General features: G+C 69.7%; 21 protein-coding genes. 4 read left to right on the top strand and 17 right to left on the bottom strand.

Going from position 1 to position 24,567, the window contains the following annotated elements; all coding sequences use genetic code 11:
- Positions 1–201: 201 nt before the first annotated feature.
- The 3 genes from ACT3T5_RS09225 to ACT3T5_RS09215 all read right to left on the bottom strand — a co-directional run bounded on the left by ACT3T5_RS09225 (position 202) and on the right by ACT3T5_RS09215 (position 2,385).
- The gene (locus tag ACT3T5_RS09225; protein ID WP_444579048.1) at positions 202–561 is read right to left on the bottom strand and encodes a HesB/IscA family protein; all 360 of its coding nucleotides are present in this window, start codon (positions 559–561) and stop codon (positions 202–204) included.
- 124 nt (positions 562–685) lie between these two features.
- The gene (locus ACT3T5_RS09220; protein ID WP_444579049.1) at positions 686–955 is read right to left on the bottom strand and encodes a hypothetical protein; all 270 of its coding nucleotides are present in this window, start codon (positions 953–955) and stop codon (positions 686–688) included.
- Positions 952–2,385 carry a dipeptidase gene (locus ACT3T5_RS09215; RefSeq protein ID WP_444579051.1) on the bottom strand — a complete coding sequence of 478 codons (1,434 nt, stop codon included), beginning with the start codon at positions 2,383–2,385 and terminating at the stop codon, positions 952–954. Before ACT3T5_RS09215 ends, ACT3T5_RS09220 begins: the two co-directional genes overlap by 4 nt.
- Before the next feature lie 103 nt (positions 2,386–2,488).
- Between ACT3T5_RS09215 and ACT3T5_RS09210 the strand changes: the two genes are divergently transcribed.
- On the top strand, positions 2,489–3,079 hold the full coding sequence (locus ACT3T5_RS09210) for a DUF3043 domain-containing protein (protein ID WP_444579053.1): 591 nt from the start codon (positions 2,489–2,491) through the stop codon (positions 3,077–3,079).
- Between the two features lie 197 nt (positions 3,080–3,276).
- Here ACT3T5_RS09210 and aspS read toward each other — a convergent pair whose 3' ends face one another.
- Positions 3,277–5,100: an aspartate--tRNA ligase gene (gene aspS, locus ACT3T5_RS09205; RefSeq protein WP_444579055.1), complete on the bottom strand. Its 1,824-nt coding sequence runs from the start codon at positions 5,098–5,100 to the stop codon at positions 3,277–3,279.
- Positions 5,101–5,416: 316 nt separating this feature from the next.
- Here aspS and ACT3T5_RS09200 point away from each other — a divergent pair, with 316 nt between their 5' ends.
- Positions 5,417–7,369: a DEAD/DEAH box helicase gene (locus tag ACT3T5_RS09200; protein ID WP_444579056.1), complete on the top strand. Its 1,953-nt coding sequence runs from the start codon at positions 5,417–5,419 to the stop codon at positions 7,367–7,369.
- Positions 7,370–7,529: 160 nt separating this feature from the next.
- Here ACT3T5_RS09200 and trxA read toward each other — a convergent pair whose 3' ends face one another.
- A complete protein-coding gene (gene trxA / locus ACT3T5_RS09195; protein ID WP_444579057.1) occupies positions 7,530–7,901 on the bottom strand; it encodes a thioredoxin in 372 nt (123 codons plus the stop codon).
- A gap of 103 nt (positions 7,902–8,004) precedes the next feature.
- The gene (gene hisS / locus ACT3T5_RS09190; RefSeq protein WP_444579059.1) at positions 8,005–9,375 is read right to left on the bottom strand and encodes a histidine--tRNA ligase; all 1,371 of its coding nucleotides are present in this window, start codon (positions 9,373–9,375) and stop codon (positions 8,005–8,007) included.
- Positions 9,376–9,604: 229 nt separating this feature from the next.
- Between hisS and ACT3T5_RS09185 the strand changes: the two genes are divergently transcribed.
- The gene (locus ACT3T5_RS09185) at positions 9,605–11,464 is read left to right on the top strand and encodes a DUF349 domain-containing protein (protein ID WP_444579061.1); all 1,860 of its coding nucleotides are present in this window, start codon (positions 9,605–9,607) and stop codon (positions 11,462–11,464) included.
- A 414-nt stretch (positions 11,465–11,878) separates the two neighbouring features.
- Complete coding sequence (locus ACT3T5_RS09180; RefSeq protein WP_444579062.1) at positions 11,879–12,376, top strand: hypothetical protein; 498 nt, start codon at positions 11,879–11,881, stop codon at positions 12,374–12,376.
- Between the two features lie 22 nt (positions 12,377–12,398).
- On the opposite strand, the gene ACT3T5_RS09175 is transcribed toward ACT3T5_RS09180, so the two are convergent.
- From ACT3T5_RS09175 to ACT3T5_RS09125, 11 genes are all read right to left on the bottom strand, one after another.
- A complete protein-coding gene (locus ACT3T5_RS09175; RefSeq protein WP_444579063.1) occupies positions 12,399–14,711 on the bottom strand; it encodes a RelA/SpoT family protein in 2,313 nt (770 codons plus the stop codon).
- A gap of 199 nt (positions 14,712–14,910) precedes the next feature.
- Positions 14,911–15,462 carry an adenine phosphoribosyltransferase gene (locus ACT3T5_RS09170; protein WP_444579065.1) on the bottom strand — a complete coding sequence of 184 codons (552 nt, stop codon included), beginning with the start codon at positions 15,460–15,462 and terminating at the stop codon, positions 14,911–14,913.
- Entirely contained in the window at positions 15,459–16,697 is a 1,239-nt protein-coding gene (gene secF / locus ACT3T5_RS09165; protein WP_444579066.1) for a protein translocase subunit SecF, read from the bottom strand. The genes ACT3T5_RS09170 and secF overlap by 4 nt, the downstream gene beginning before the upstream one ends.
- Positions 16,694–18,562 (bottom strand): protein translocase subunit SecD, encoded by a 1,869-nt coding sequence (secD, locus tag ACT3T5_RS09160; protein ID WP_444594240.1) that lies wholly within the window; start codon positions 18,560–18,562, stop codon positions 16,694–16,696. The genes secF and secD overlap by 4 nt, the downstream gene beginning before the upstream one ends.
- A gap of 153 nt (positions 18,563–18,715) precedes the next feature.
- The gene (yajC, locus tag ACT3T5_RS09155) at positions 18,716–19,102 is read right to left on the bottom strand and encodes a preprotein translocase subunit YajC (RefSeq protein WP_444579068.1); all 387 of its coding nucleotides are present in this window, start codon (positions 19,100–19,102) and stop codon (positions 18,716–18,718) included.
- 147 nt (positions 19,103–19,249) lie between these two features.
- A complete protein-coding gene (ruvB, locus tag ACT3T5_RS09150; RefSeq protein WP_444579070.1) occupies positions 19,250–20,269 on the bottom strand; it encodes a Holliday junction branch migration DNA helicase RuvB in 1,020 nt (339 codons plus the stop codon).
- 65 nt (positions 20,270–20,334) lie between these two features.
- On the bottom strand, positions 20,335–20,955 hold the full coding sequence (gene ruvA / locus ACT3T5_RS09145) for a Holliday junction branch migration protein RuvA (RefSeq protein ID WP_444579072.1): 621 nt from the start codon (positions 20,953–20,955) through the stop codon (positions 20,335–20,337).
- Positions 20,956–20,981: 26 nt separating this feature from the next.
- Positions 20,982–21,572, bottom strand: a complete 591-nt coding sequence (gene ruvC / locus ACT3T5_RS09140) for a crossover junction endodeoxyribonuclease RuvC (RefSeq protein WP_444579074.1) — start codon at positions 21,570–21,572, stop codon at positions 20,982–20,984.
- A gap of 158 nt (positions 21,573–21,730) precedes the next feature.
- The gene (locus ACT3T5_RS09135; RefSeq protein WP_444579075.1) at positions 21,731–22,495 is read right to left on the bottom strand and encodes a YebC/PmpR family DNA-binding transcriptional regulator; all 765 of its coding nucleotides are present in this window, start codon (positions 22,493–22,495) and stop codon (positions 21,731–21,733) included.
- Between the two features lie 102 nt (positions 22,496–22,597).
- Positions 22,598–23,884 (bottom strand): PrsW family intramembrane metalloprotease, encoded by a 1,287-nt coding sequence (locus ACT3T5_RS09130; RefSeq protein WP_444579077.1) that lies wholly within the window; start codon positions 23,882–23,884, stop codon positions 22,598–22,600.
- 104 nt (positions 23,885–23,988) lie between these two features.
- Positions 23,989–24,564: an HIT family protein gene (locus ACT3T5_RS09125; RefSeq protein WP_444579093.1), complete on the bottom strand. Its 576-nt coding sequence runs from the start codon at positions 24,562–24,564 to the stop codon at positions 23,989–23,991.
- Positions 24,565–24,567: the final 3 nt, after the last annotated feature.

Below are 24,567 nucleotides of genomic sequence, written 5' to 3'. Positions count from 1 at the left end.
CAGTTGACGGCACGCTGTCATCATACGGCTTCTGCGGAGCGCGTATTGCATCGGCACGCACCGAGATCCTCTCGAGACCGCTCCGTGATCCGTCTCCCACGGCCGCTGCACAGAAAACGGGCCCGACCAGGTGACGAGATCGTCACCGGGCCGGGCCCGAACCATCCTTCACGGTGCCATGCGGCGCCCGTCGCAGACGGATCAGCCGAAGGAGTCCCCGCAGGCGCAGGAGCTCCCCGCGTTGGGATTGTCGATCGTGAAGCCCTGCTTCTCGATCGTGTCGGCGAAGTCGATGACTGCGCCGGTGAGGTACGGGCTGCTCATCTTGTCGACGACGACCTCGACACCGTCGAAGTCGGCGACGAGATCGCTGTCCATCGTGCGCTCGTCGAAGTAGAGCTGGTAGATCAGGCCGGAGCAGCCGCCTGGCTGCACCGCGATCCGCAGACGAAGGTCGTCGCGCCCCTCCTGCTGCAGCAGGGACGTGACCTTCTCGGCCGCGCCGGAAGTGAGGGTGACGGCATGCGCCTGGGTGGGGCGCTCGGTCGTGGGCGTGGTCATGAGGTCCTCCTCGAAGCTCGTGTTCCTGCCAGAGTACGCCCCCGCACCGAGGAACGGGGAAGGCCTCGCGGGGCACGACGAGGGGCGGCGTCGTCGTGCGCCGCGCCGTGCGGTCCGCCTCCGGTCAGAGGATCCCGCGGAACAGTGCCAGCAGGATCACGATGAGGTAGCCGGCCACGACGCCCAGGATCGCCGCGGTCGCCGCGTCGCGGCTCTTCCCGGCCAGCACCCGGGTGAAGGCGATCACGCACACCGCGAGGACAGCGAGCAGCCCCCACCACAGGAGGAAGTACGCAGCGAGGAATCCGATCACCAGTCCGAGGAACAGCAGCGGGATCGTCGCCGGGGAGACCCGGGGGCTCTCGTGCCCAGGCTGCCGACGCGGGGTGCTCATGCCAACGTCTCGTCCCGCTCGTCATCCCGCTCGGCCAAGGACCCGGCGCCGCGCAGCAGCAGCGCCTCCGCGAGGCACACCCGGGCGAACTCGTCGAGATGAAGGGACTCGTCGACGCCGTGGGCTCGGGACTCCGGGTCCTCGACGCCGGTGACCAGGACGTCTGCCCGGGGGAAGACCTCGAGCAGGTCGGCGATGAAGGGGATCGATCCGCCCAGGCCGGTGTCGACGGCCGCAGTCCCCCACGCGTCCCCGAGAGCGGTGCGGGCGAGGTCCATCGCCGCAGAGTGCTGTCGGGCGCTGTAGGGCTTGCCCTTCTCCCCCGGGTGCACGGTGACCTGAGCTGTCCTCGGCGCATGCTGCTCCAGGTGAGCCACCAGAGCGTCCATGGCCGCTTCAGGGTCTTCGCCCGGCGGGATCCGCAGGGAGACCTTCGCCCGGGAGACGGGCACGAGGGTGTTGGAAGCCTCGCGGACCGCCGGCGCGTCGATGCCGATGACCGACAGGGCCGGCCGGGTCCACAGCCGCGCCGTGAGCGAGCCCGTCCCCGACAGCTCGAGGCCGTCCGTCACGCCGGCGTCCCGGCGGAAGTCCGCCTCGTCCATCTCCACGGTCGGATCCGGTGCGTGCGTGAGCCCATCGACCGCGACCTCTCCGTTCTCGTCGTGGAGCGTGGCCAGCAGGCGGGAGAGCTGGGTGAGCGAATCCAGCACCGGACCACCGAAGAGACCGGAGTGCACCGCGTGGTCGAGGGCACGCACCTCGACGACGACGTCGACGAGACCGCGCAGGCTGGTGGTCAGTGCCGGGGTCCCGACGGCCCAGTTGGCGGAGTCCGCGACGATGATGAGGTCCGCTTCCAGCGCATCGCGGTGCGCCTCGATGAAGGGGCGGAACGTCGGCGACCCGGCTTCCTCCTCCCCCTCGACGAAGACGGTGACGCCGAGGCCTTCCTCGGCCAGCTCCTGGCCGACGAGTCGCAGCGCGGTCACATGGGCCATCACCCCGGCCTTGTCGTCCGCGGCGCCGCGGCCGTAGAGCCGGCGCCCGCGCTGGACCGGTTCGAAGGGCGGACTCGTCCACTCAGCAGGATCGCCGGTGGGCTGCACGTCGTGGTGGGCATAGAGCAGCACGGTGGGTCGGCCGGCGGCGGCCGGGGTGCGACCGATGACGGCAGGAGCGCCCTCGCCGACGGATTCGATGGTCACCTCGGCCATCCCGGCGTCGCGCAGAAGGGCGGCGACAGCCTCGGCGCTGCGACGCACGGGCTCCTGGTCGTGCCCCTCGAAGGCGATGGAGGGGATACGCACGAGATCCTTCAGATCATCGATGGCGTCCGGCAGGAGGGCGTGAAGCCGCGTGCGAAGGATCTCCCTCGCCTCGTCGTCGGGGGCAGCGGCGGAAGTCGACGGTCCGTTCGTGGTGCTCATGTCCCTCACGGTACCGCCGGGGGCGGCTGCCGTCTGGGCGCGGAGAAGCATGTCACGGCGGACATACCGGTGAATCTCAGCCGGCAGTGCCTAGACTGCCCCGGTGATCTTCCGCAAGTCTGAGACTCCCGAGACCCCCGAACCCGAGCAGTCAGTGCGCCCCGGTTCCAAGGGTCGGCCCACCCGTACCCGCAAGGAGGCCGAAGCGGCCCGTCGTCGGCCTCTTGTGGTCGACGATCGCAAGGAGGCGCGTCGGCGTGATCGCGAGCGCGCCTCGAAGGAGCGGGCCGAGGCTCAGCAGGCGCTGATGACCGGTGACGAGAAGAAGATGCCCATGCAGCATCGCGGCCCCGAGCGTCGCCTGGTGCGTGACCTCGTCGACTCGCGCCGCAACGTGGCGGAGTACTTCTTCCCCATCGCGCTGATCTTCATGCTGGTCGCACTGATCATGCCGCTGATCCGTCCGGAGATGTACCTCATGATGAGCACCGGCATGATCGTCGTCCTCTGGGGCGGGATCCTGGTGTGCGTGATCGATTCGTTCCTGCTGCGTCGTCATCTGCGCAAGAACCTCACCGAGCGCTTCGGCTCCGTGGGCAGCGGCTTGGTCGGTTACGGCATCATGCGGGCGATCCAGATCCGCCGCTTCCGCCTCCCCCGTGCCCAGATCAAGCACGGCGAGGACCCCCGCTGATCCTCCGCAGCTGACCGACCGGCCCACTCGGCACGTCCGTCGGCTCCTCCGGCCCCTCCGATGCCGGGGCACGACGCACGACGCACGACGCACGACGCACGACGCACGACGCACGACGCAGGATGCACGACGCAGGATGCACGACGACGACGGCCCACGCGAGCACTCGCGTGGGCCGTCGTCGTCTGCGGGATCGATCAGGCGCTGGGAGCGACGCCCTCCGACTGGGCACCCGACGTGCCGGCCGCCCCGGCGTCCGCGCCCTTCGCGGCGGGCTTCGTGTCGACGCCGGCCTCCTTGCGCTGCTGCGCAGTGATCGGGGCCGGCGCTGCCGTCAGCGGGTCATAGCCGTTACCGGTCTTGGGGAAGGCGATGACCTCGCGGATGGAGTCCTCCCCCACGAGCAGCGCGACGATGCGGTCCCAGCCGAAGGCGATGCCGCCGTGCGGCGGGGCACCGAACTGGAAGGCGTCGAGCAGGAAGCCGAACTTCTCCCGCGCCTCCCCTTCGCCGATGCCCATCACCTTGAACACGCGCTCCTGCACGGACTGGTCGTGGATTCGGATCGAGCCGCCGCCGATCTCGTTCCCGTTGCACACGATGTCGTACGCATAGGCCAGGGCCGAACCCGGATCAGTGTCGAAGGAGTCCATGAACTCCGGCTTCGGAGAGGTGAAGGCGTGGTGCACCGCAGTCCACGAGCCCTCGCCCACGGCGACGTCCCCGGCGGCACGGGCATCGGCCGCAGGCTCGAACATCGGCGCGTCGACGACCCACACGAAGGCGAAGGCGTCGCGATCGATCAGTCCCAGTCGCTCCGCGATCTCGTTGCGGGCCGCACCGAGCAGTGCTCGCGATGCCTTCGCCTCACCGGCGGCGAAGAAGATGCAGTCGCCGGGGCTGGCGCCGGTGGCCTCGAGCAGGCCGGCCTTCTCTGCATCGGAGATGTTCTTGGAGACCGGCCCGGTGAAGGTCCCGTCCTCCTGGACGAGCACGTAGGCGAGGCCCTTGGCTCCGCGCTGCTTGGCCCATTCCTGCCAGGCATCGAGCTGACGACGTGGCTGCGAGGCACCGCCGGCCATGACGATCGCGCCGACGTACGGGGACTGGAAGACCCGGAACGGCGTCTCCTGGAAGTACTCCGTCATCTCGATCAGCTCGAGGTCGAAACGGAGGTCGGGCTTGTCGGAGCCATAGCGGCGCATCGACTCGGCGTAGGTCATCCGCGGGAACGGCGTGCTGATCTCGCGGCCGCTCTTGGCCCACACGTTGGTGAGGATCTCCTCGGCCAGGGCGATGATGTCCTCCTGGTCCACGAAGCTCATCTCGACATCGAGCTGGGTGAACTCGGGCTGACGATCCGCGCGGAAGTCCTCGTCGCGGTAGCAGCGGGCCAGCTGGAAATACTTCTCGACCCCGCCCACCATGAGGAGCTGCTTGAACAGCTGCGGGGACTGGGGCAGCGCGTACCAGGAGCCCGGCGCGAGCCGCGCGGGCACCAGGAAGTCACGTGCGCCCTCGGGCGTGGAGCGGGTCAGCGTGGGGGTCTCGACCTCGATGAAGTCCTGGTCCAGGAGGGTGTCGCGCGCTGCTCGGTTGACCTCGGACCGCAGGCGCAGGGCCTTCGCGGGCCCCTGGCGGCGCAGATCGAGGTAGCGGTAGCGCAGCCGCGCCTCCTCGCCGACCTCCGAGTGCTCATCGAGCTGGAACGGCAGCGGAGCGGAGGCGCTCAGCACCTCGACGGTCTGGGCCGTGACCTCGATCTCGCCCGTGGGGAGCAGCGGGTTCTCATTGCCCTCGGGGCGCTTGCCGACGGTGCCGACGACCTGCAGCACGTACTCGTTGCGGAGGTGGAGGGCATCGTCCTCCCGGACCACCACCTGGGCGACGCCGCTCGCGTCGCGCAGATCAAGGAACGTCACGCCGCCGTGGTCACGGCGACGGCCGATCCAGCCGGTGAGGGTGACGGTCTGTCCGATGTGCTCCGAGCGGAGCGCGCCGGCGGAATGGGTGCGCAGCACGAGGTGTCCTTCACAGTGGGGCGTTGGGGCGGGGTCGAGGCATCGCGATGGCGAGCCCCTGACCTCCGTGTCCAGGGTGGGCAGACTCCAGGGTACCGCGCAGGGTGAGCGATATCGCCCACGCACCCCTGTCCCTGAGGACATCCCGCCCGTAGACTGGGACCTTGTCCGACCTGCGGAATTGCAGGTCATTCGAGCCCGTTGTCGCTCGTGCTGCGCTGTTCACTCCGTGTGCGTCTCACATCGCGACCTGCCAGGGCATCAGCCCTGCCATTCGTGAGGGCTGTCGATTTCACTCCACCCCTCAAAGGACGTTATGTCTGACGCTTCACCTGTCTCTGATCCTGCCCTGAGCACGGATTCCGCCGCAGCTCCTGCCGCTGAGGCACCCGCCTCTGCCGCGGCCGAGGCTCCCGCCACCGAGGCTCCTGCCTCCGTCGCCGACGCCCCCGAGGCGCCCGCCTCCGAGGCCCCCACCTCCGAGGCAGCCGCCCCCGAGGTCCCGGCAGGCCCCACCTTCGACGACATCGACCTGCCCGCACCCCTGCGCCGCGCAGTCGACGAGCTCGGCTTCACGGTCCCGTCCGCGATCCAGGCCCGTGCGATCCCGCCGCTGCTCGAGGGCAAGGACGTCATCGGCGTCGCCCAGACCGGTACCGGCAAGACCGCAGCTTTCGGCCTCCCGCTGCTCGCCGCGATCGACCCGAACCTGCGCCAGGTGCAGGCCCTCGTGCTCGCCCCGACCCGTGAGCTCGCCATGCAGGTCGCGGACGCGATCTCCTCCTTCGCCACCTCGATCGGCGGCCTCGACGTGCTCGCCGTCTACGGCGGCTCCCCCTACGGCCCGCAGGAGCGTGCCCTCGCGCGCGGCGCCCAGGTCGTCGTCGGCACCCCCGGTCGCGTGATGGACCACATGCGCCGCACGAACCTGCGCCTGGACACCATCCGCTTCGCCGTCCTCGACGAGGCCGACGAGATGCTGCGCATGGGCTTCGCGGAGGACGTCGAGGAGATCCTCTCCCACTCCCCCGCGAGCCGACAGGTCGCCCTGTTCTCCGCCACGATGCCCTCGGCGATCCAGCGCGTCGCACAGACGCACATGAAGGACCCGGTGCGCGTCAGCGTGTCCCCGCAGACCTCGACGGTCAAGAGCGTCCACCAGACCTACGCAGTGGTGCCCTTCAAGCACCGCACCGGCGCTCTCGCCCGCGTGCTCGCCACCTCCTCGGCCGAGGCCGCGATCGTGTTCGTGCGCACCCGCGCCGCCGCCGAAGAGGTCGGCACGGCACTCGTCGGGCGCGGACTCGTGGCCGCGTCGATCAGCGGCGACGTTCCCCAGAAGGAGCGCGAGAAGATCGTGGAGCGCCTGCGCGAGGGATCGCTGCAGGTCCTCGTCGCGACCGACGTCGCCGCCCGCGGCCTGGACGTCGAGAAGATCGGACTCGTCGTGAACTTCGACGTGCCCAAGGAGCCGGAGTCCTACGTGCACCGCATCGGCCGCACGGGACGCGCCGGCCGCTCGGGCGAGGCCCTGACCTTCATCGGCCCCCACGAGCGACGCACGCTGAAGAACATCGAGCGCGCCACCAAGCAGACCCTCGAGGAGGCGGTCATCCCGTCGCCCCGCGACGTCTCCAAGCACCGTCTGGCCGCGCTGCTGACCAAGGTTCCCGAGCGCGTCGAGCGCGGTCGCCTCGAGCTGTACCGCGAGCTGGTCGGTCAGTACGTGGCCGAGAACGATATCGATCCGCTCGAGCTCGCTGCGGCACTGGGCGCCATGTCCGTCGGCGACGACGGCCCCGGTGCCCCGTCCGAGGACGAGGAGTTCACCGCCTCGAAGTTCTCCGGCGACGACCGTGGGCGCGATGACCGCGGTCGCGGCGACCGCGGCCCGCGCGCCGAGTCCATGCAGCCGGAGAAGGGCTACACCTCCTACAAGATCGGAGTGGGCCACACCCACGGCGCACGTCCGCCGAGCATCGTCGGCGCGATCACCGGCGAGGGCGGCCTGAACGGCAAGGACGTGGGCAAGATCCAGATCTTCCCGACCTTCGCACTGGTGCAGATCCGTGGCTCCCTCGACTCGGCGCAGATCGAGCGCATCGGCAAGGCCCGCGTCGGCGGTCGTTCGCTGCGCATCGGTCCGGACAACGGTCCCCGCGGGGGCGGTGCTCGGGGCGGCCGCCCCGAGAGCAGCGGCGGCCGGCATGACAGCGGCAGCCGTTACGAGGGCAAGCGCAAGCCCTTCCGGCGGTCCTCCGACAGCTGATCGGTCCGCCCGGGCCCTCCGGCCCGGGCAGGATCGCCCATGCAGGACGGCCCCCGCAGGACCGTCCACGCACGACGAAGGCCCCTCCTCCGATTACTCGGAGGAGGGGCCTTCTCGTCGTGGTGGGAGCCGCTTCGGCTCCGCGTCGATCGGGGCCTGATCAGGCCTTCTCGTTCTCCTGCGCTTCGGCGTAGGCCTTCTTGACCTCGTCCATGTCCAGGCCCTTGACCTGACCGATGAGGTCCTCGAGGGCGGACTGCGGAAGAGCGCCGGCCTGGGAGAACACCGGGATGCCCTCGCGGTAGGCGACCAGGGTGGGGATGGAGGTGACGCCGTAGCGCATGGCCAGCTGCTGCTGGTCCTCGGTATCCACCTTGGCGAAGGTGACGTCCTCGTGAGTCTCGGAGGACTCCTCGAAGATGGGGGCGAAGCGCTGGCACGGCACGCACCAGCCCGCCCAGAAGTCGATCAGGACGATGCCGTCCTCGACGGTCGTATCGTGGTTCTCTGCGGTCAGCGTGACGGTAGCCATGACCGGTGGAACGCCGCGGCGCCGCGGATCATTCCCGCAGCGCCGCGATGTGACTCAGCTCATCGGATACCAGTCCTGCGCGGAGGCCCGTCCTGCTCGGACGTCAGTCCTGAGCCAGCGGTGCCGAGACGACACGCACCGTGCGGTCCGCGGCCGGGGGCTCCCAGCTCGTCGGATCCGCCACGGACTGCTCACCACTGCGGATGTCCTTGACCTCCCCCTGCTCGCCGGCGTCGCCGGGGAACCAGATGAAAGGGATGCCACGACGATCGGCGTACCGGATCTGCTTGCCGAACTTGGCCGCCGTCGGCGCGACCTCGCAGGAGACGCCGCGAGCGCGCAGGCTCCGCGCGACGTCGTCGCTGAGATGGCGGGCCTCCTCATCGGCGACGGACACCAGCACGCAGGTCGGTACGGCGCGAGTGGCGCGGGCGAGATCTGCGGACAGCATCCGCGAGACGAGACGGGACAGCCCGATGGACAGCCCGACCCCGGGATAGGTGTGCCGATTGTCCGCGGCCAGCGAGTCGTAGCGCCCTCCGGAGCAGACCGAGCCGAGGTTCTCGTGGCCGCTGACGAAGGTCTCGAAGACCGTCCCGGTGTAGTAGTCCAGCCCACGGGCGATCGACAGATCCGCGAGGATCACGCCGGGGACGACGGCCTCGACCCGTTCGAGGACCGCCGTGAGCTCGGCGATGCCCTCTTCGACCATCTCACCCGTGCCGCCGAGCTCGCGCACCCTGTCGGCGAAGGAGGCGTCCCGGGTGCGGATCGCGGCGAAGTCCAGGCACGCCTGGGCCTGCTCCGGGGTCGCCCCGGTCTCGGCCAGCAGCAGATCGCGCACCTTGTCGGCGCCGATCTTGGGCAGCTTGTCGAGGCTGCGCAGCACGGCCGTGTGGTCCTCCAGACCCAGGGAGCGGAAGAACCCCTCGGAGAGCCGACGGGTGTTGGCGTGGATCGTGAACGGGGGAAGCGGCAGACGGTCGAGGATCTCGGCCATCACCACCGCGACCTCGGCCTCGATGTGCCCGGGCAAGGTGTCCTGGCCGATGACATCGAGATCGGCCTGGTAGAACTCGCGGAACCGTCCGTCCTGCGGCCGCTCACCGCGCCAGACCTTCTGGATCTGGAAGCGGCGCAGCGGGAAGACCAGTTCGTTCTGGTGCTCAAGGACGTACCGGGCCAGCGGCACCGTCAGGTCGAAGTGCAGGCCGAGGGTACGGGCGGGGTCGGCACCGGCATCCTCCGAGCCCTCCTCGGCGTGGAGACGACGCAGCACGTACACCTCTTTGTCGACCTCGCCCTTGCGCAGCAGCTGGTCGAGGGGCTCGACCGCGCGCGTCTCGATGCCGGAGAACCCATGGAGCTCGGCGACCTCGCGGAACACGTCGATCACGTGCTGCTCCACGAGTCGCTCGGCAGGGAGCCACTCGGGGAATCCGGACAGTCCTGAGTTCTTCGAGGTCTTCGCCATTGCGTGCACATCCTTCGTCGGTCGTCGGCCTGGGCGGCCGGTTCCTAGTATCCCCGACGCCGACCGTGGGGGCCGACCCCGGACAGGGCGATCCCGACGCGCCGGTCACGGTAGAGTTCCGGGACGTGGTGCGCTCCGTCATGCGGGGCACGTCCGCGTACCAGCCCGGCCGCCGATCATGGTGGCAGTGTCCCGCCCTGCAGCGGATCCCCTCCGAAGGAGCTCAATCGTGAGCGAGTCCGAGACTCCCCTCCCCGCATCGACCCCCGCCGATCAGACCACTGATCCGGCTGTCGAGCAGCCCACCGCCCCCGAGGCCGTCACCTCGTCCGAGCCAGCAGCGGCCCCGGAGTCCGCACCGGCCCCGGAAGCAGAGCTGGCGCCGGCCGCCACGACGGATATCGAGTCTGCCGCTGCACCGGAGACGGAGCCCGCCTCCGCCGCGGATCCCGTCACCGCCGCCGAGCCCGAGCAGGCCGCTGCTCCGGAACCCGAGCAGGCCGCCACGACGGAAGCCGAGCCGGCCGCCGCTCCGGAACCCGAGCAGGTCGCCACTTCGGAGTCCGAGCCGGCCGCGACCTCGGAGTCCGAGGAGGCCGCGGGGACGGCACTTGCCGAGGAGACCACCCCTCAGACGACCCCGGAGAACGCAGAGACCGCGGAGAGCACCGAGAGCGCAGAGACTCCCGCCGCTCGCCCGACGCCCGCGGCCGCGCCGCGTCCGGCGCCGGGCCACAAGCCCGGAATCCCGTCGCCGGCCGCCCTGGCCGGCAAGAAGCCCAGTGCCGCTCTGCTGCCGGTGATGCCCCCCGTCACCGAGTACGACCCCGAGCAGCTCGCCGCCGCGAAGGCTTTCGGCGCGGTCACCGAGGACGGGTCGGTGACGGTGCAGGACGGCACGCAGGTCCGGACCGTCGGCACCACGACCGAGTCGAACCATGACCAGGCGCTGGATCCGTTCGCCCGTGCCTACCTCGATCTCGTGGCCTTCCTGGATCTCACGCAGACCACGTTGAACGCTCCCGAGCACACCCAGAACGAGCTCAACCGGCTGCTCGAGAACCTGCGCAAGAACATGAAGGAGCCGCAGGTCGTCGGCGACATCCCGGCTCTGCGCGCACGAGCGCACGAGCTGCGCGAGAAGGCCAAGGAGAAGATCCAGGAGCTCGAGGCCAAGCGTGCCGAGGAGCGAGCTGGTTCCGTGCAGCGACGCACCGAGTTCGTCGAGTCGATCGAGGCGCTCGTCGCCACGGATCCGGAACAGCTCTCCTGGAAGAACGCCGGCGAGACCATGCGTCAGATGGTCCCCACGTGGAAGTCGATGCAGGCCGAGGACGTGTCCCTGGACCGTCCCACCGAGGAAGGCCTGTGGAAGAGGCTCTCGGCGGCGCGCGCGACCTTCGATCGCATGCGCAAGCAGTTCTTCTCCGAGCTCGACGAGAAGCACACGGCGGCGGCAGGCGCCAAGGAAGCGCTGATCGCGCGCGCCGAGGAGATGCAGGACTCGACGGACTGGGGTCCGACGGTCCGCGCTTACAAGGATCTGATGAGCCAGTGGCGCGAGGCACCGCGCGGCAGCCGCAAGAAGGATGACGCGCAGTGGAAGCGGTTCAAGGCCGCCCAGGACCGCTTCTTCACGGCTCGCAACGCCGACCTCCACGAGACCGAGGAGGAGCAGCGCAAGAACCTCGAGACGAAGGAAGCGCTGCTCGCCGAGGCCGAGGCGATCGACCCGGCGAAGGACCTCGACGCGGCGAAGACTGCGCTGCGGTCCGTCCAGGACCGCTGGGAGGAAGCAGGCAAGGTTCCGCGGGCGGACATGCGACGCGTCGACGACCGCCTACGCAGCGTCGAACGGGCCGTGAAGAACGCCGAGCAGGACGAATGGCGCCGCACCGACCCGCGGACCAAGGCACGGGTGGAAGGTGCCTCCTCGCAGCTGCATTCCGCGATCGCCTCCTACGAGGACGCTCTGGACAAGGCTCGTGCCGGCGGCGACCCTCGCAAGATCGCCGAGGCGGAGACCGCCCTCGAAGCGCGCAAGGAGTGGCTGGCCGTCATCGAGCGGTCCGCACGCGATCTCGACTGATCGTGTGCTGCCCTGGAGCTGAACCGAGCTGAGCCGCGCTGAGCTGAGCTGAGCCGACTTCCGGGCAGGACCGTTCCTCCCCCGCCCCGTCTGTCCACAGTGGCAGGCGGGGCGTTTGCCGTCCGTGCGCAGAGGAGCAAGAGTCGGTCCATGACACAGAGCGGACGCGAAGAGCAGCAACGGGGCGCTGGTTCCCGTCGCGCGGTTGATCCCGCCGCTCCCGCCGTTCCCGGTCGGTCAGGTCTTCTCGGCGGAACCGGAATTCCCGGCAGACCTGGCACTCCCGACCGACCTGGCAGGCATGCCCTTCCCCTGACCGGCGCCTGTGCCGCCTGGTCCCATCATGCGGCGGAGCTCGCCGTCCCGCTCGCCGCGCACCTCGAGCGGTGGGAGGAGAACCCGTCGACGGCGGGGATGGTCGAGCAGCAGCTGCTCGCCCGGATCCTTCCCGGCGTGTTCCTTCCTCCGGACATCCTGGGTACCTCGATCCAGCGCGCCCTCGCGCTGGGATGTGCACTGGGGTCGCGCCTGCAGTCCTACTACGTCATCGCCGGCCCCTCGGCGGCCTGGGTCGCGCTCGGAGGGGACCCACCGGCGCCGGCCGAGCTCCTCTCCCCCGCCCATCGGGGATCACTCGTCGGCGCCACCGTGCGTACGGCACGCCTGCATCCCCGCGAGGTGGAGACCATCGGCGGGGCTCCGGTGACAGGTCCGCTGCGCACGGCCGTGGATCTGCTGCGGTTCGCACCTGACCACGTCGCGGCGCCATGGCTGTCCGGATTGATCCACGACGGCCACGTCACCGAGGCCGCGATCCGCCGGCGGCTCCAGCGGATGGAGCGCTATCCCGGTGCCGGAGCAGCCCGCGAGCGCGTCGGAACACTGCTGGAGCCGCCGTCGATGGCTGCATGAGCCGACGTCGCGGCCCCTGCGGTCAGGAGACGGAGAGCGGCTCGGCCGTGCCGACGGGCTTGCCGTCGGCCGTCACCCGGTAGACGTCGTAGACACCTTCGACGCGGCGCACGGTGGCCAGCACCGACTGCAGATGCGAGGGGTCCGCGAGCTCGAAGGAGAAGAACGTCGTGGCCAGACGGTCGGTGTTGGACTGCGCGGCCGCAGAGTGGAGATTGACCTGCTGTTCGGAGATCACGAGGGCGAGATCGGTGAGCAGGCGCGGCCGATCGAGCGCTTCCACCTTGATGTGCACGAGATAGGCGGCGCTGTGACGGCCGGACCACTTCACGTCCACGATGCGATCGGGCTGCTGCTCCTGCAGCTGGATCGCGTTGGTGCAGCTGGTGTGGTGCACGGAGATCCCCGACCCCCGGGTCACGAAGCCGACGATCGGATCCCCCGGCACCGGGGCGCAGCATTTGGCCAGCTTGACCCAGAGGTCCGTCTGCCCGTCGACGACGACGCCCTGATCGGACTCCGTGGTGTGGCGGTCCCCGCGATGGGGACGGGACCGTGCGCGGGACGGCAGCGTCATCTCCGCGACGTCCTCCTCCGCGCCGTCCGATCCGCCGAAGACCGCACGCAGCTTCTCCACCACGTGCTGCGCCCCGGTATGACCCTCACCGATGGACGTGTACAGGGAGTCCACCGACGGGAGGTTCAGGTCGGACGCGACCGTGGCCAGGGTCTCGTGCGTGAGCAGCCGGCGCATCGGGAGGTCCTGGCGACGCAGGGCCTTGGCGAGATCCTCCTTGCCCCGCTCGAGGGCCTCCTCGCGACGCTCCTTGGAGAACCAATGACGGATCTTGCTGCGTGCGCGAGGGGACTTCACGAAGCCCAGCCAGTCCCGGCTGGGGCCCGCCTCCAGCGCCTTCGAGGTGAAGACTTCGACGACGTCCCCGGTGGACAGCACGGACTCCAGCGACACCAGTCGGCCGTTGACGCGTGCACCGATCGTCCGATGCCCGACCTCCGTGTGCACGGTGTAGGCGAAGTCGACCGGGGTGGATCCCTGCGGAAGCGCCAGCACGTCTCCCTTCGGGGTGAAGACGTACACCTCCTGGGTGTTGATCTCGAAGCGCAGCGAGTCCAGGAACTCGCCGGAGTCCGTGGTCTCCTTCTGCCAGTCCATCAGCTGCCGGAGCCAGGCGGCCTCGTTGCTCACCGGCTTCGAGTCGCCGCTGTCGGTGCCCACGGCCATCGCTTTGTACTTCCAGTGCGCCGCGACGCCGTACTCCGCGCGTCGGTGCATCTCCCGGGTGCGGATCTGCACCTCGACCGGTTTGCCGGTGGGCCCGATGACGGTGGTGTGCAGCGACTGGTAGAGGTTGAACTTCGGCAGGGCGATGTAGTCCTTGAACCGGCCCTGGACCGGGGACCACCGGGCATGCAGAGTGCCCAGCACCCCGTAGCAGTCGCGGACGGAGTCGACGAGCACCCGGATCCCGACCAGATCGTAGATGTCGGCGAAGTCGCGGCCCCGCACGATCATCTTCTGATAGATCGAGTAGTAGTGCTTCGGACGGCCCGTGACCTCCGCCTTGATCTTGGCCTTCTTCAGGTCTTCCTGGATCTTGGAGGACACCAGCTTCAGATACTGCTCCCGGGCGGGGGCGTGCTGGGCGACGAGCGCGACGATCTCCTCGTAGACCTTGGGGTAGAGGACCTGGAAGGAACGGTCCTCGAGCTCCCATTTCATGGTGTTCAGGCCGAGCCGGTGCGCGAGGGGCGCGTAGATCTCGAGGGTCTCCTTGGCCTTGCGCTCGGCAGAGACGGCCGGGACGTACTTCCAGGTGCGTGCGTTGTGGAGCCGATCAGCGAGCTTGATCAGCAGCACCCGGACGTCGCGGCTCATCGCCACGATCATCTTGCGCACGGTCTCCGCCTGCGCGGCTTCGCCGTAGGTGACCTTGTCCAGCTTGGTCACGCCGTCGACCATGACGGCGATGACCTCCCCGAACTCCGCGCGGAGCCGCTCGAGGGAATAGTCGGTGTCCTCGACCGTGTCGTGCAGGAGTGCCGCCGCCACCACGTCGGCCGGCGAACCGAGCTCGGCGAGGATGGTCGCGACCGAGACAGGGTGGGTGATGTACGGATCCCCGCTCTTGCGGGTCTGCCCGCGATGAGCCCGCTCCGCGACCGTGTAGGCCCGCTGGACGAGCACGAGGCTCTCCTTGGGATTCACAGCGGACATGGTCTCCAGGAGCGGAGACAGCAGCGGATCGGTCGGGGTGCCGGAGCGCGAGGAGAAGAAGGCCAGCCGGGAACGCGACTTCCGGGGTCCCTGCGTCATCGGTCGGGTGTTCGGCGAGGCCGGCGACGGGGCGCGCGGCGTCTCCACGCCGTCTCCCGTGGTCTCGGATGCGGGCCGCTCCTGCACTGCACACCTCCTGCTCTAGGAGCGCCAGTCTACGCGCGGGTCACCGAGCCCAGGACCGCCGTCCGCGGTCCGCGGTCCGCGGACACCCTGCAGAACGGTGCAGGAGGACGGCTCAGTTCGGCAGCGACCAGACGCTCGTCAGAGGCACATCGGGCAGCTTCTCGCGGCCGTGCAACCCCTCGAGCTCGAGGAGGAACGAGACGCCGACGACCTCGACGTCGAAACGCCGGGTCAGCTCGAGCGTGGCCGCCGCGGTGCCGCCGGTGGCCAGGAGGTCATCGACGATCAGGGTGCGGGCACCTCTCGGGAGCGACCCCTCAGGGATCTGCACGACCGCACTGCCGTACTCGAGGTCATAGCTGAGGCTGGCGGGGTCCCCCGGCAGCTTCCCGGCCTTGCGCACCGGGACGAATCCCGCGCCCAGCTCGTACGCGAGGGGCGCTCCGACCACGAAACCGCGGGCCTCGGTCCCGACGACGTACTCGATGTCGTCGGGAAGCAGCGAGAGCCAGTACCGGATCACCGTGCGGAAGGCCTCGGCGTCCCGCAGCAGTGGAGTGATGTCGCGGAACAGAATCCCGGGCTGGGGGAAGTCCGGGTACTCGGAGATATGCGTCGCGCGCAGCGCCTCGATCTCCTCGGGCGTTGCCACCTGTTCGTTCATCGGGAACCCTCTCCTGAGGCAGGGCGCCGTCTCCGGGAGCTCCGTCGCGGCTGCCGGCTCGCGTCACGCACGGGCGCTGCGACCGGTGGCTGCTGGTCCGAGGCGGGCGCGGAGGCCTCCTCGACCCGGTCATCGGTGACGTCCTCGGCGTTGCCTGCAGGCAGGTCGTCGGCATCATCGGCATCGGCATCGTCGGCGTCGTCAGCGTCGTCGGCGCGGTCGATCAGTCGATCGCCGGCGGTGCCGACGCCCGTGCCGCCGCTGCGACGGGCCGTGTGCACCTTCTCCGTGTGCGCGGCGATCTCCGGCTCCTTGCGGCGCAGGTCCACGAGGAAGCCCGGTGCGAGGAAGATCGAGGAGTAGGTGCCCGCGATGATGCCGATGAACAGTGCCAGGGAGATGTCCTTCAGCGTGCCGGCGCCGAGCAGGAAGGCACCGATCACGAGGATCGAGCCGACCGGGAGCAGGGCCACCACTGAGGTGTTGATCGACCGCACGAGGGTCTGGTTCGCGGCGAGCTCGACCTGATCGGCGAAGCTCGCACGCGTCTGATCCGTCAGCCCCGAGACGTTCTCGCGGACCTTGTCGAAGACCACGATGGTGTCGTACAGCGAGTAGCCCATCACGGTGAGGAACCCGATCACCGTGCCCGGGGTGATCTCGAAACCGACCACGCCGTAGACCGCGGCGGTGATCAGCATGTCGTGGAACAGGGCGCCCATGGCCGCCAACGAGGACTTCAGATTGCGGAAGTACAGCGCCATGGTCACCGCGACGAGCACGAGGAAGACCACGACGGCACGCAGCATCTTCTGCGTGATATCGCCGCTCCAGACCGGGCCGACGTAGGAGGTCGAGACCGCATCGACGGGGACGTCGTAAGCCGTGGCGAGGTCCTCCGCCAGTGCGGCGGTCTCCGCGGAGTCCAGCTGCTCGGTCTGGACGCGCATCGTGTCCCGCCCCAGGACCGTGATCTTGGGTTCGTTGTCGGGAAGGTGATCGCGCACCGTGTCCCGAGCCGCGACCTGGTCGGTATCGGCCACGCCCGCGATCTGGAACTCGGACCCGCCGGTGAACTCGATGCCGAGGTTCGGGCCACGCAGCCCGGCGATACCGGCGAGGAGCACGATCGCGATGAGGCTGAAGAGATACCAGGTGCGGCGGCGACGCACGATCGGGACGGTGCGGCGACCTGCGTGGAGGTCGTTCCCGAACCGGGAGAATGTCGCGGTCATCGGCTCGTCTCCTCGGTGTCGTCATCCATCGGGTCGATCCCGCCGCCGTCGGCGGACGCCGCCGTGGGCGCCTCGTCCTGAGGGGCTGCTTCTCGGCGGAGGCGAGCCTTGCGCTCCGCGAGCGTCTCCCGCGGTCCCTCCTCCTCGATCTCGCCGCGCTCCTCGAGCGTCCGCACCCGGCCACGGCCCGCATAGGCGGGGACCTGCCGGCCCAGCATCGCCGGATCCAGACCGCTCCAGGGGTGTCCCTTGCCGAAGAACCGCGTGCGCACGAGCACCTGGAGGATGGGATGGGTGAACAGGAAGACGACCAGAAGGTCGAGCAGCGTGGTCACCCCGAGCACGAAGGCGAAGCCGCGCACGCCACCGGTCGAGAGCAGGTAGAGGACCACCGAGGCGATCAGGTTCACCGAGTCCGAGGCGAGGATCGTGCGTTTGGCACGGTCCCAGCCATGGTCGACGGCGCCCACGATCCCTCGTCCGTCACGGATCTCGTCCCGCACACGTTCGAAGTAGACGATGAAGGAGTCCGCGGTGAACGCGACAGCGACGATCATGCCGACGACCCCGGCGAGGGACAGGCGATACCCGATGTCGGGGATGTTCGAGAGCACCGTGAGCGTGGCATAGGTGAGCATGCCCATGACCATCAGGCTCGTCGTGGTCACGAGCGCGAGCGTGCGGTACTGGACGAAGGCGTAGGCGACCACGAGAGCCAGTCCGATGAGACCGGCGATGAGTCCCATCCGGAGCTGATCGGTGCCCAGCGTCGCGGAGATCTGCTGCTCGGAGGCGACGTCGAACTCGAGCGGAAGCGCGCCGAAGCGCAGCTGATCGGAGAGCTGGCTCGCCTGGTCCTGCGAGAAGTCACCGGAGATGGACGCCTCGCCGCCCGGGGACGGCTCCTGCACCTGGGGCGCCGAGATGACCATGCCGTCCTGCACGATGCCGAAGGCAGGACTGGCACCTTCACCGTTGTACAGCGCCTTGGTCATGTCGGAGAACGACTGTGCGGCGTCCTCCTTGAAGCTCATGTTCACGACGTAGAAGCCCGTGGACTGACCGGTCGGGTTCACATCGGCCGCGACGCTCGAGCTGGAGATCGAGGAGCCCGCGACGACCTCGGGGCCGAGCAGGAACTTCTGCGTGCCGTCGGGGTCGCAGGCCACGACGGGCTCATCGGCAGGGGTCGCGGAGACCGTCTCCTGCTGGGAGCTGGGGTCCGTGCAGTCCGCCTCCATCAGCTCGGTCTGGATCTCGGGAGTCATCCACTCCATCGACCAGGCCGGGTACTTCAGCTCGCCTTCGGCCGGTGCCTCGGGCGGTGCCTGCTCGGTGTCATCGCTGACCAGACCGTCGAACTGCATCTCGGACGGATCCGCGGGGGCCGACGAGGTCTCCTTGCCGTCCGCTCCCCCGGCATCGGACGCCGACCCGCCGTCGGAGGCGCCGCCGCCGTCGGAGGGCTGGCCCTCTGTCGTGCTCTCGGGGGCGACGACCCCCAGAACCGGACGGAAGGACATCGAGGCCGTCTGCCGGATGGCCTTCGAGGTCTCCTGGTCGAGGGTGCCGGGGACATCGATGACGATGTTCGTCCCGCCCTGCACGCTGATCTCGGTCTCGGAGACACCCATCGCGTTCACGCGCTGGCTGATGATCTGGCGTGCCTGCTCCATGGCAGTGCTGTCGACCTCGGCGCCGTCGCGGGACTGCGTCTGCAGGATGATCTGGGTGCCGCCCTCGAGGTCGAGGGCGAGTTTGGGAGCGGCTTGCCAGCCCCCCTTCCAGACCCCGGCACCGATCCCGCCGCCCAGCAGCAGGATCAGCACCGCAAGGGCCATGAGGGCGATGCGACGTGCGGGCATGGGGCAGGATTCCTCAGGACGACGGACAAGTCGGACCGAGCAGACGCTCGGAGTCGTGGGGCCGGGTACCGCAGCATGCGGGAACACCACCTGGCCACCTACGTGTGGAGATGCGCGCCATCACGTCCTGTGACGGGCGCACCTCCGGAGGGATCAGCGGTCGCGCTGGTCCTCAGGGCGGGCGAAGTCGTCGGCCACGGTGACGCCGGGGTTCGTGCCGCGGTCGAGCTCGGACTCGACGGTCTCGTCCTCGGTGGTCGCGTCGGCCGCATCGGCGTCGACGGGGTCCACGCCCATGGCGATCGCCTGGCGGGCCCACTTGGTCTGGGCGCCGTTCTCGGATTCGAGGATGACGACATCGTCGAACGAGTCCACGATCAGACCGTAGAACCCGGAGTGCGTGCGCACCTCGTCCCCGATGCCGAGCTGCGAGACCGCATCACGCTGCTTCGCCTGCGCCTTCTTCTGGCGATTCGACATGAACAGCAGGGGCAGCATCATGACTGCGAAGATGAGCAGGAGCGGGAGGAGAGATTCCACGGATTTCCTTTCGGCGGACAGCGACGTGCCCAGGAGCGCATGCTCCCTGCCCGTCCTGCCGCGGACGACTGACCGCCCCACTGTACCTGCCGCCCCCGGGCATGCTTCCCAGCCGGGATCCGGACGGGAAGCGGCGGCAGGACTCGGTCAGAAACGCCCGAGCATCGGGGCCGCCCCCGCGGCTCCGGCCGGAGCCTCGAGCCCCAGATGGGTCCAGGCTGCCGGGGCGGCGGACCGTCCCCGTGGGGTGCGCAGCAAGAATCCTTCCCGCACGAGATAGGGCTCGACCATGGTCTCGACGGTCTCGATCTCCTCCCCCACGGCCACAGCCAGGGTCGACAGACCCACCGGCCCCCCGGCGAATCGCCCGCACAGAGCACTGAGCACAGCGCGATCCAGACGATCCAGGCCGCGGTCGTCGACCTCGTAGACGCGCAGCGCCTCCTTCGCAGCGGCCAGGTCCAGGCGCCCGCTGCCGCGCACCTGTGCCCAGTCCCGCACCCGGCGCAGGAGCCGGTTCGCGATGCGCGGGGTCCCGCGGGACCTCGACGCGATCTCCTGCGACGCCTCGTCGGCGAGGTCCACCTCGAGCCGTGTCGCGGAGCGCCGCACCACCTCGCGCAGCTCCTCGGGCGCATAGAAGTCCAGGTGCCCGATGAATCCGAAGCGATCGCGCAGCGGAGCGGGGAGCAGGCCGGCCCGGGTCGTCGCCCCGACGACGGTGAACGGCGGCAGATCCAGCGGGATCGAGGTGGCACCGACCCCCTTGCCCACCACGACGTCGACCCGGAAGTCCTCCATCGCGATGTAGAGCATCTCCTCGGCCGGACGCGCCAGCCGGTGGATCTCGTCGATGAACAGCACCTCGCCCTCGTCGAGGGAGGAGAGGATCGCCGCGAGGTCACCGGCGTGCTGGATCGCCGGACCGGACGTGATGCGCAAGGGCGCCTCGAGCTCAGCGGCGATGATCATCGCCAGCGTGGTCTTGCCCAGCCCTGGCGGTCCGGACATGAGCACATGCTCCGGTGTCCTGCCGCGCGCGGAGGCGGCATCGAGCACGAGCGAGAGCTGGTCGCGCACCACCTGCTGGCCGACGAACTCGTCGAGGTGGCGGGGCCGCAGCGCTGATTCCGCGGTGCGCTCCGGCGGCGCCGATTCCGGGCTCATCACGGAGTCCTCGCGCGCGTGCGGTCCTGCGTCCCGCGGATCGTTGTCGGGGGCGCCCTCGGGGCTCATCGGCTGCCGCCCAGCTGGCGCAGTGCGCGGCGCAGGAGCTCCGCGGCGTCCAAGGGATCGTCGGTCCCGGCACGGACGCCCTCGACGGCGGAGAGAGCACCCTTCTCCGCCCAGCCGAGCCCCACCAGGGCGACCACGACGTCAGCGTCGACGCCGGAGGGCAGGGAGCTCGTCTCCGCCGCCCCCGCCGTTCCCTCCGACGCAGCAGGACCTGCCGGTGCCGGAAGCTTCCCCCCGAGCTCGAGGAGCATGCGGCTGGCGACCTTGGGGCCGATGCCGGGCGTGCGGGTGATGGTCTTCGCATCCTGGTCGGCGACGGCCCGGCGCAGCTCCTCGGGCTCGAGCACCGCGAGCACCGCGAGCGCGGTCCGCGGCCCGATGCCGGAGACGGACTGCACGATGCGGAAGGTCTCCGCCTCCTCCGGGTGCGGGAACCCGAAGAGGGTCATCGAGTCCTCGCGGACCACCAGCTCGGTGTGCAGGGTCAGCTCCGCGCCGTGACGGGTGGAGCTCAGGGCCTGGGGTGTGGTGCGGACGAGGTAGCCGACGCCACCCACCTCGAGCACGAGGGCGTCGAGGTCGATGCGGGCCACGCGGCCGGTCAGGGATGCGATCACGGCCCCACTCTAGAACGAGTGTTCGATCAGTGGCGGGAGGTCGAGCGCTCCCGGGCGCGTCGTGCCTCGCGCTCCGCACGTGCCCAGACGCCCTGTGCGCTGGTGCGGGAACCACCGGTGGCATCCAGCGCCACCGGGCCGGGCCCCCTCCACAGCTGGGTCAGCGCGATCGCGACCGCATCGGCCGCATCGGCGGGCTGCGGGGGCGCCTCGAGACCCAGCAGCTTGACCAGCATCGTCTGGATCTGCTTCTTGTCGGCGCGGCCGCTGCCGGTGACCGCGGCCTTCACCTCGGAGGGTGTGTGCAGAGCCGTGGGTATTCCCCGCTCAGCAGCTTCCAGGAGTGCGATCCCCGAGACCTGAGCGGTCCCCATGACCGTCGAGATGTTGTTCTGGCTGAACACCCGCTCCACCGCCACGACATCCGGGGAGTACTCCTCGATCACCGCACGCAGACCCCTCGCGATCGCGAGCAGACGCTGATCCAGCGGATCCTCGGTGCCGGACCGTATGACCCCGGCGTGGACGAAGGTCGCGCGGCGTCCGCCGGCGGCGTCGATCACCCCGACGCCGCATCGCGTGAGGCCCGGGTCGACGCCGAGAACCCTCAAGGTCATCCGGTCCTCCCCCCCCCCTGCCTGCGGCGCTCTCGCTGCCGTCCGTGCTGTCCGTGCCGTCGGTGCTGTCGGTGCTGTCGGTGCTGTCGTGCGCCGGGCGATCGGACACCCCACGGCGCCCCGTCGTGCGGCGACGGCCGGCACTACGGGGATGCTCATCACTCGGGTTCGGCGTCCGCGAGCTGCTCGGCGACGTCGTCCGGGATGTCGAGGTTCGAGAAGACGTTCTGCACGTCATCGCTGTCCTCGAGGGCGTCGATCAGGCGCAGCGCCTTCTGGGCGCCGTCCAGGTCGACGGGGGTGCGCATGGTGGGGACGAACTGCGCCTCGGCGCTGTCGTAGTCGATGCCCGCCTCCTGCAGCGCGGTGCGCACGGCGACCACGTCGGTGGCCTCGGAGAGGATCTCGAAGGACTCGCCCTCGTCGGTGATCTCGTCGGCGCCGGAGTCGAGCACGACCTCGAGCAGCGCGTCCTCGGTGAGGTCGCCCTTGGGGACCGTCACCACGCCCTTGCGCTCGAACAGGTAGGAGACGGAGCCGGACTCCGCCATGTTCCCCCCGTTGCGGTTGAAGGCGAGGCGCACCTCGGAGACCGCGCGGTTCTTGTTGTCGGTGAGGCACTCGACCAGCACGGCGATGCCGCCCGGGGCATACCCCTCGTACATCAGGGTCTCGTAGTCGACCCCTCCGCCGTCGAGCCCGCCGCCGCGCTTGACGGCACGGTCGATGTTGTCATTGGGGACCGAGGTCTTCTTGGCCTTCTGGATCGCGTCGAAGAGGGTCGGGTTGCCGGAGGGATCGGGCCCGCCCATGCGTGCCGCGACCTCGATGTTCTTGACCAGCTTGGCGAATGCCTTGCTGCGCTTGGCATCGATGACGGCCTTCTTGTGCTTCGTGGTCGCCCACTTGGAATGCCCTGACATCTCTCTCCTCCCGACGAATACGCCGGATACCGGCGCAGTGCGGATCCATTCTAGGGCCACGGCGGCATCGTCCCTGTCAGGACGGTCACGGACAGACGCGGGTCAGCGACGGACGACGGGCTCGGTGAGCGATCCGATCAGGCGACGATCGGCCGTGATCCGCTCGAGCAGCTCCCGCTCCTGCCGGCGGGTCTTCGCCGTGGCGCGTCCGTGCAGCACGCTGTGTCGCTGCATGCCCAGCTCGATCGAGGCGCGGATCAGGTCGCGCATCCCCATGCGGGCGACGGCGCCATGGCGGCCGGCCCACTTCTCGGCCTTGCGGCGACGGCCCATCGCGACCAGGAGGTCGATCTCCGACGGGGCGAACCATCCGGCCCGCCCGTAGTCCGAGAGCTGCCGGCGCAGGATGCGGCGCTCCCGCAGCCGCAGGAAGAGCACGATCCCTGCCAGGAGGAGGAAGATCGGCACCTGCACCGTGGCGTAGTAGCGCAGGAATCCGGCGAGGGGGCTCGCCGGATCGACCGGCAGGAAGAACGAGGACCCGTTCCACAGCGCGTGCAGGACCATGCCGAGCGAGAGCCCGCCGACGCCGAGCCCGAAGTACAGCATCAGCGAGCGCCGCTCCGCCGCGATGCCCAGTCCCAGTCCGCACAGTGCGGTGAAGGAGACGTGGGCGAAGGGTGAGAGCACGCCGCGCAGGAAGAAGGTCTGCCAGAAGACGTCGACCTCGCCGGCGGCCTGCGCCTGATGGAACGAGTTCCCGAAGTAGAGGATGTTCTCGGTGAACGCGAACCCACCGGCGATCAGCGCCGCATAGACCACCCCGTCGATCGGTCCGGCGATGTAGCGACGCCCCCAGATCAGCAGCCCGATCAGGCCGGCGGACTTCATGCTCTCCTCGATGATCGGCGCCTGGATCACCGCGCCGAGGAACGAGGCGGTCACCTCGCTGGGTTCGCTCGGCGATATCCAGCTGGTGAAGGGGCCGCCGATCACGAAGGTCAGCGCGACCGAGCCCACGGCACCCCAGATGAAGGCGTAGACCAAGGAGATCCGCGGCTGCGGGGTGTACCGGTCGATCCACCACACCGCGATGAACACGATGGCCACGGGCACCAGGGCCGCGGTGAAGGCGACCAGGGAGGTGCCGAAGCCGAGCGGGAGGATGACGAAGAGATAGAGGAGCACCGCGCCGCCGGCGAGGAGCAGGAAGGACAGCGCGAAGGCCGCCCAGCGCACCCAGGGAGGTCGCCGTCGGGAGCGCTGCGACCCGCCTTCACCGAGCCGAGCAGGTCCGCGGGGATCCGGGCGCTCGACGTCGTACCCGTAGCCGGAGTCCAGGACAGCGGTCCCGTGCGCGGGGCGCACTGGGAATCCGGTCGTGTTCATCGAGGTCGTTCCTCCCCTGCCCTGGATGCGCCGGTGGTCCCCGCACGCCGCTCGCCGGTTGCCGTCGGCCCGTTCCCGGGGCCGGCGACCTCGGTCATGCTAGCTCAGGGCCACGCGTCGGCGTACAGCCGGCGGGTGTCCGCGAGCAGGATCGGGATCGCCTTCGTGCGGCCGATGATCGGCAGGAAGTTCGCATCGCCCATCCAGCGCGGCACCACATGCTGGTGCAGATGGGCGGCGATCCCCGCCCCGGCTACCGGCCCCTGGTTCATGCCCAGGTTGAAGCCGGCCGGATCGGACACCTGCCGGATCACGCGCATCGCGGTCCGCGTCAGCTCGGCGACCTCGCGCACCTCGTCGTCATCCAGCTCCGTGTAGTCCGCGACGTGCCGGTACGGGCACACCAGGAGGTGTCCGGCGTTGTAGGGGTACAGGTTCAGGATCACGTAGGCGACCTCGCCGCGGTGGACGATCAGCGCGTCCTCGTCCGAGCGCTGCGGCCCCGCGCAGAAAGGGCACTGCTCGTCGTCGTGCGGGTCCGTGGGCTTGTTCTCGCCGCCGATGTACGCCATGCGGTGCGGGGTCCACAGCCTCTGGGAGTCGTCCGGGACGCCCGCGAAACGGCGGGCGTCCTCGACGACCGGCTGCGGGGAGCCCGGGTGCGAGGAGCCCTCCGGGATGGA

Source organism: Brachybacterium sp. AOP3-A1-3 (assembly GCF_052378285.1).
Taxonomy (GTDB): domain Bacteria; phylum Actinomycetota; class Actinomycetes; order Actinomycetales; family Dermabacteraceae; genus Brachybacterium.
Note: the sequence above shows the minus strand (reverse complement) of the source record. Positions and strands in the feature narration are given on the sequence as shown.

Excerpts from the sequence above, each read along its gene's own strand:
- trxA (WP_444579057.1), bottom strand. The coding sequence starts at position 7,901 with ATGGCTACCGTCACGCTGACCGCAGAGAACCACGATACGACCGTCGAG.
- ACT3T5_RS09200 (WP_444579056.1), top strand. The coding sequence starts at position 5,417 with ATGTCTGACGCTTCACCTGTCTCTGATCCTGCCCTGAGCACGGATTCC.
- ruvC (WP_444579074.1), bottom strand. The coding sequence starts at position 21,572 with ATGACCTTGAGGGTTCTCGGCGTCGACCCGGGCCTCACGCGATGCGGC.
- secF (WP_444579066.1), bottom strand. The coding sequence starts at position 16,697 with ATGACCGCGACATTCTCCCGGTTCGGGAACGACCTCCACGCAGGTCGC.
- ruvB (WP_444579070.1), bottom strand. The coding sequence starts at position 20,269 with ATGAGCCCGGAATCGGCGCCGCCGGAGCGCACCGCGGAATCAGCGCTG.
- ACT3T5_RS09220 (WP_444579049.1), bottom strand. The coding sequence starts at position 955 with ATGAGCACCCCGCGTCGGCAGCCTGGGCACGAGAGCCCCCGGGTCTCC.
- ACT3T5_RS09175 (WP_444579063.1), bottom strand. The coding sequence starts at position 14,711 with ATGACGCAGGGACCCCGGAAGTCGCGTTCCCGGCTGGCCTTCTTCTCC.
- secD (WP_444594240.1), bottom strand. The coding sequence starts at position 18,562 with ATGCCCGCACGTCGCATCGCCCTCATGGCCCTTGCGGTGCTGATCCTG.
- ACT3T5_RS09170 (WP_444579065.1), bottom strand. The coding sequence starts at position 15,462 with ATGAACGAACAGGTGGCAACGCCCGAGGAGATCGAGGCGCTGCGCGCG.
- ACT3T5_RS09135 (WP_444579075.1), bottom strand. The coding sequence starts at position 22,495 with ATGTCAGGGCATTCCAAGTGGGCGACCACGAAGCACAAGAAGGCCGTC.
- ACT3T5_RS09225 (WP_444579048.1), bottom strand. The coding sequence starts at position 561 with ATGACCACGCCCACGACCGAGCGCCCCACCCAGGCGCATGCCGTCACC.
- ACT3T5_RS09130 (WP_444579077.1), bottom strand. The coding sequence starts at position 23,884 with ATGAACACGACCGGATTCCCAGTGCGCCCCGCGCACGGGACCGCTGTC.
- ACT3T5_RS09215 (WP_444579051.1), bottom strand. The coding sequence starts at position 2,385 with ATGAGCACCACGAACGGACCGTCGACTTCCGCCGCTGCCCCCGACGAC.
- ACT3T5_RS09180 (WP_444579062.1), top strand. The coding sequence starts at position 11,879 with ATGGTCGAGCAGCAGCTGCTCGCCCGGATCCTTCCCGGCGTGTTCCTT.
- hisS (WP_444579059.1), bottom strand. The coding sequence starts at position 9,375 with ATGGCGAAGACCTCGAAGAACTCAGGACTGTCCGGATTCCCCGAGTGG.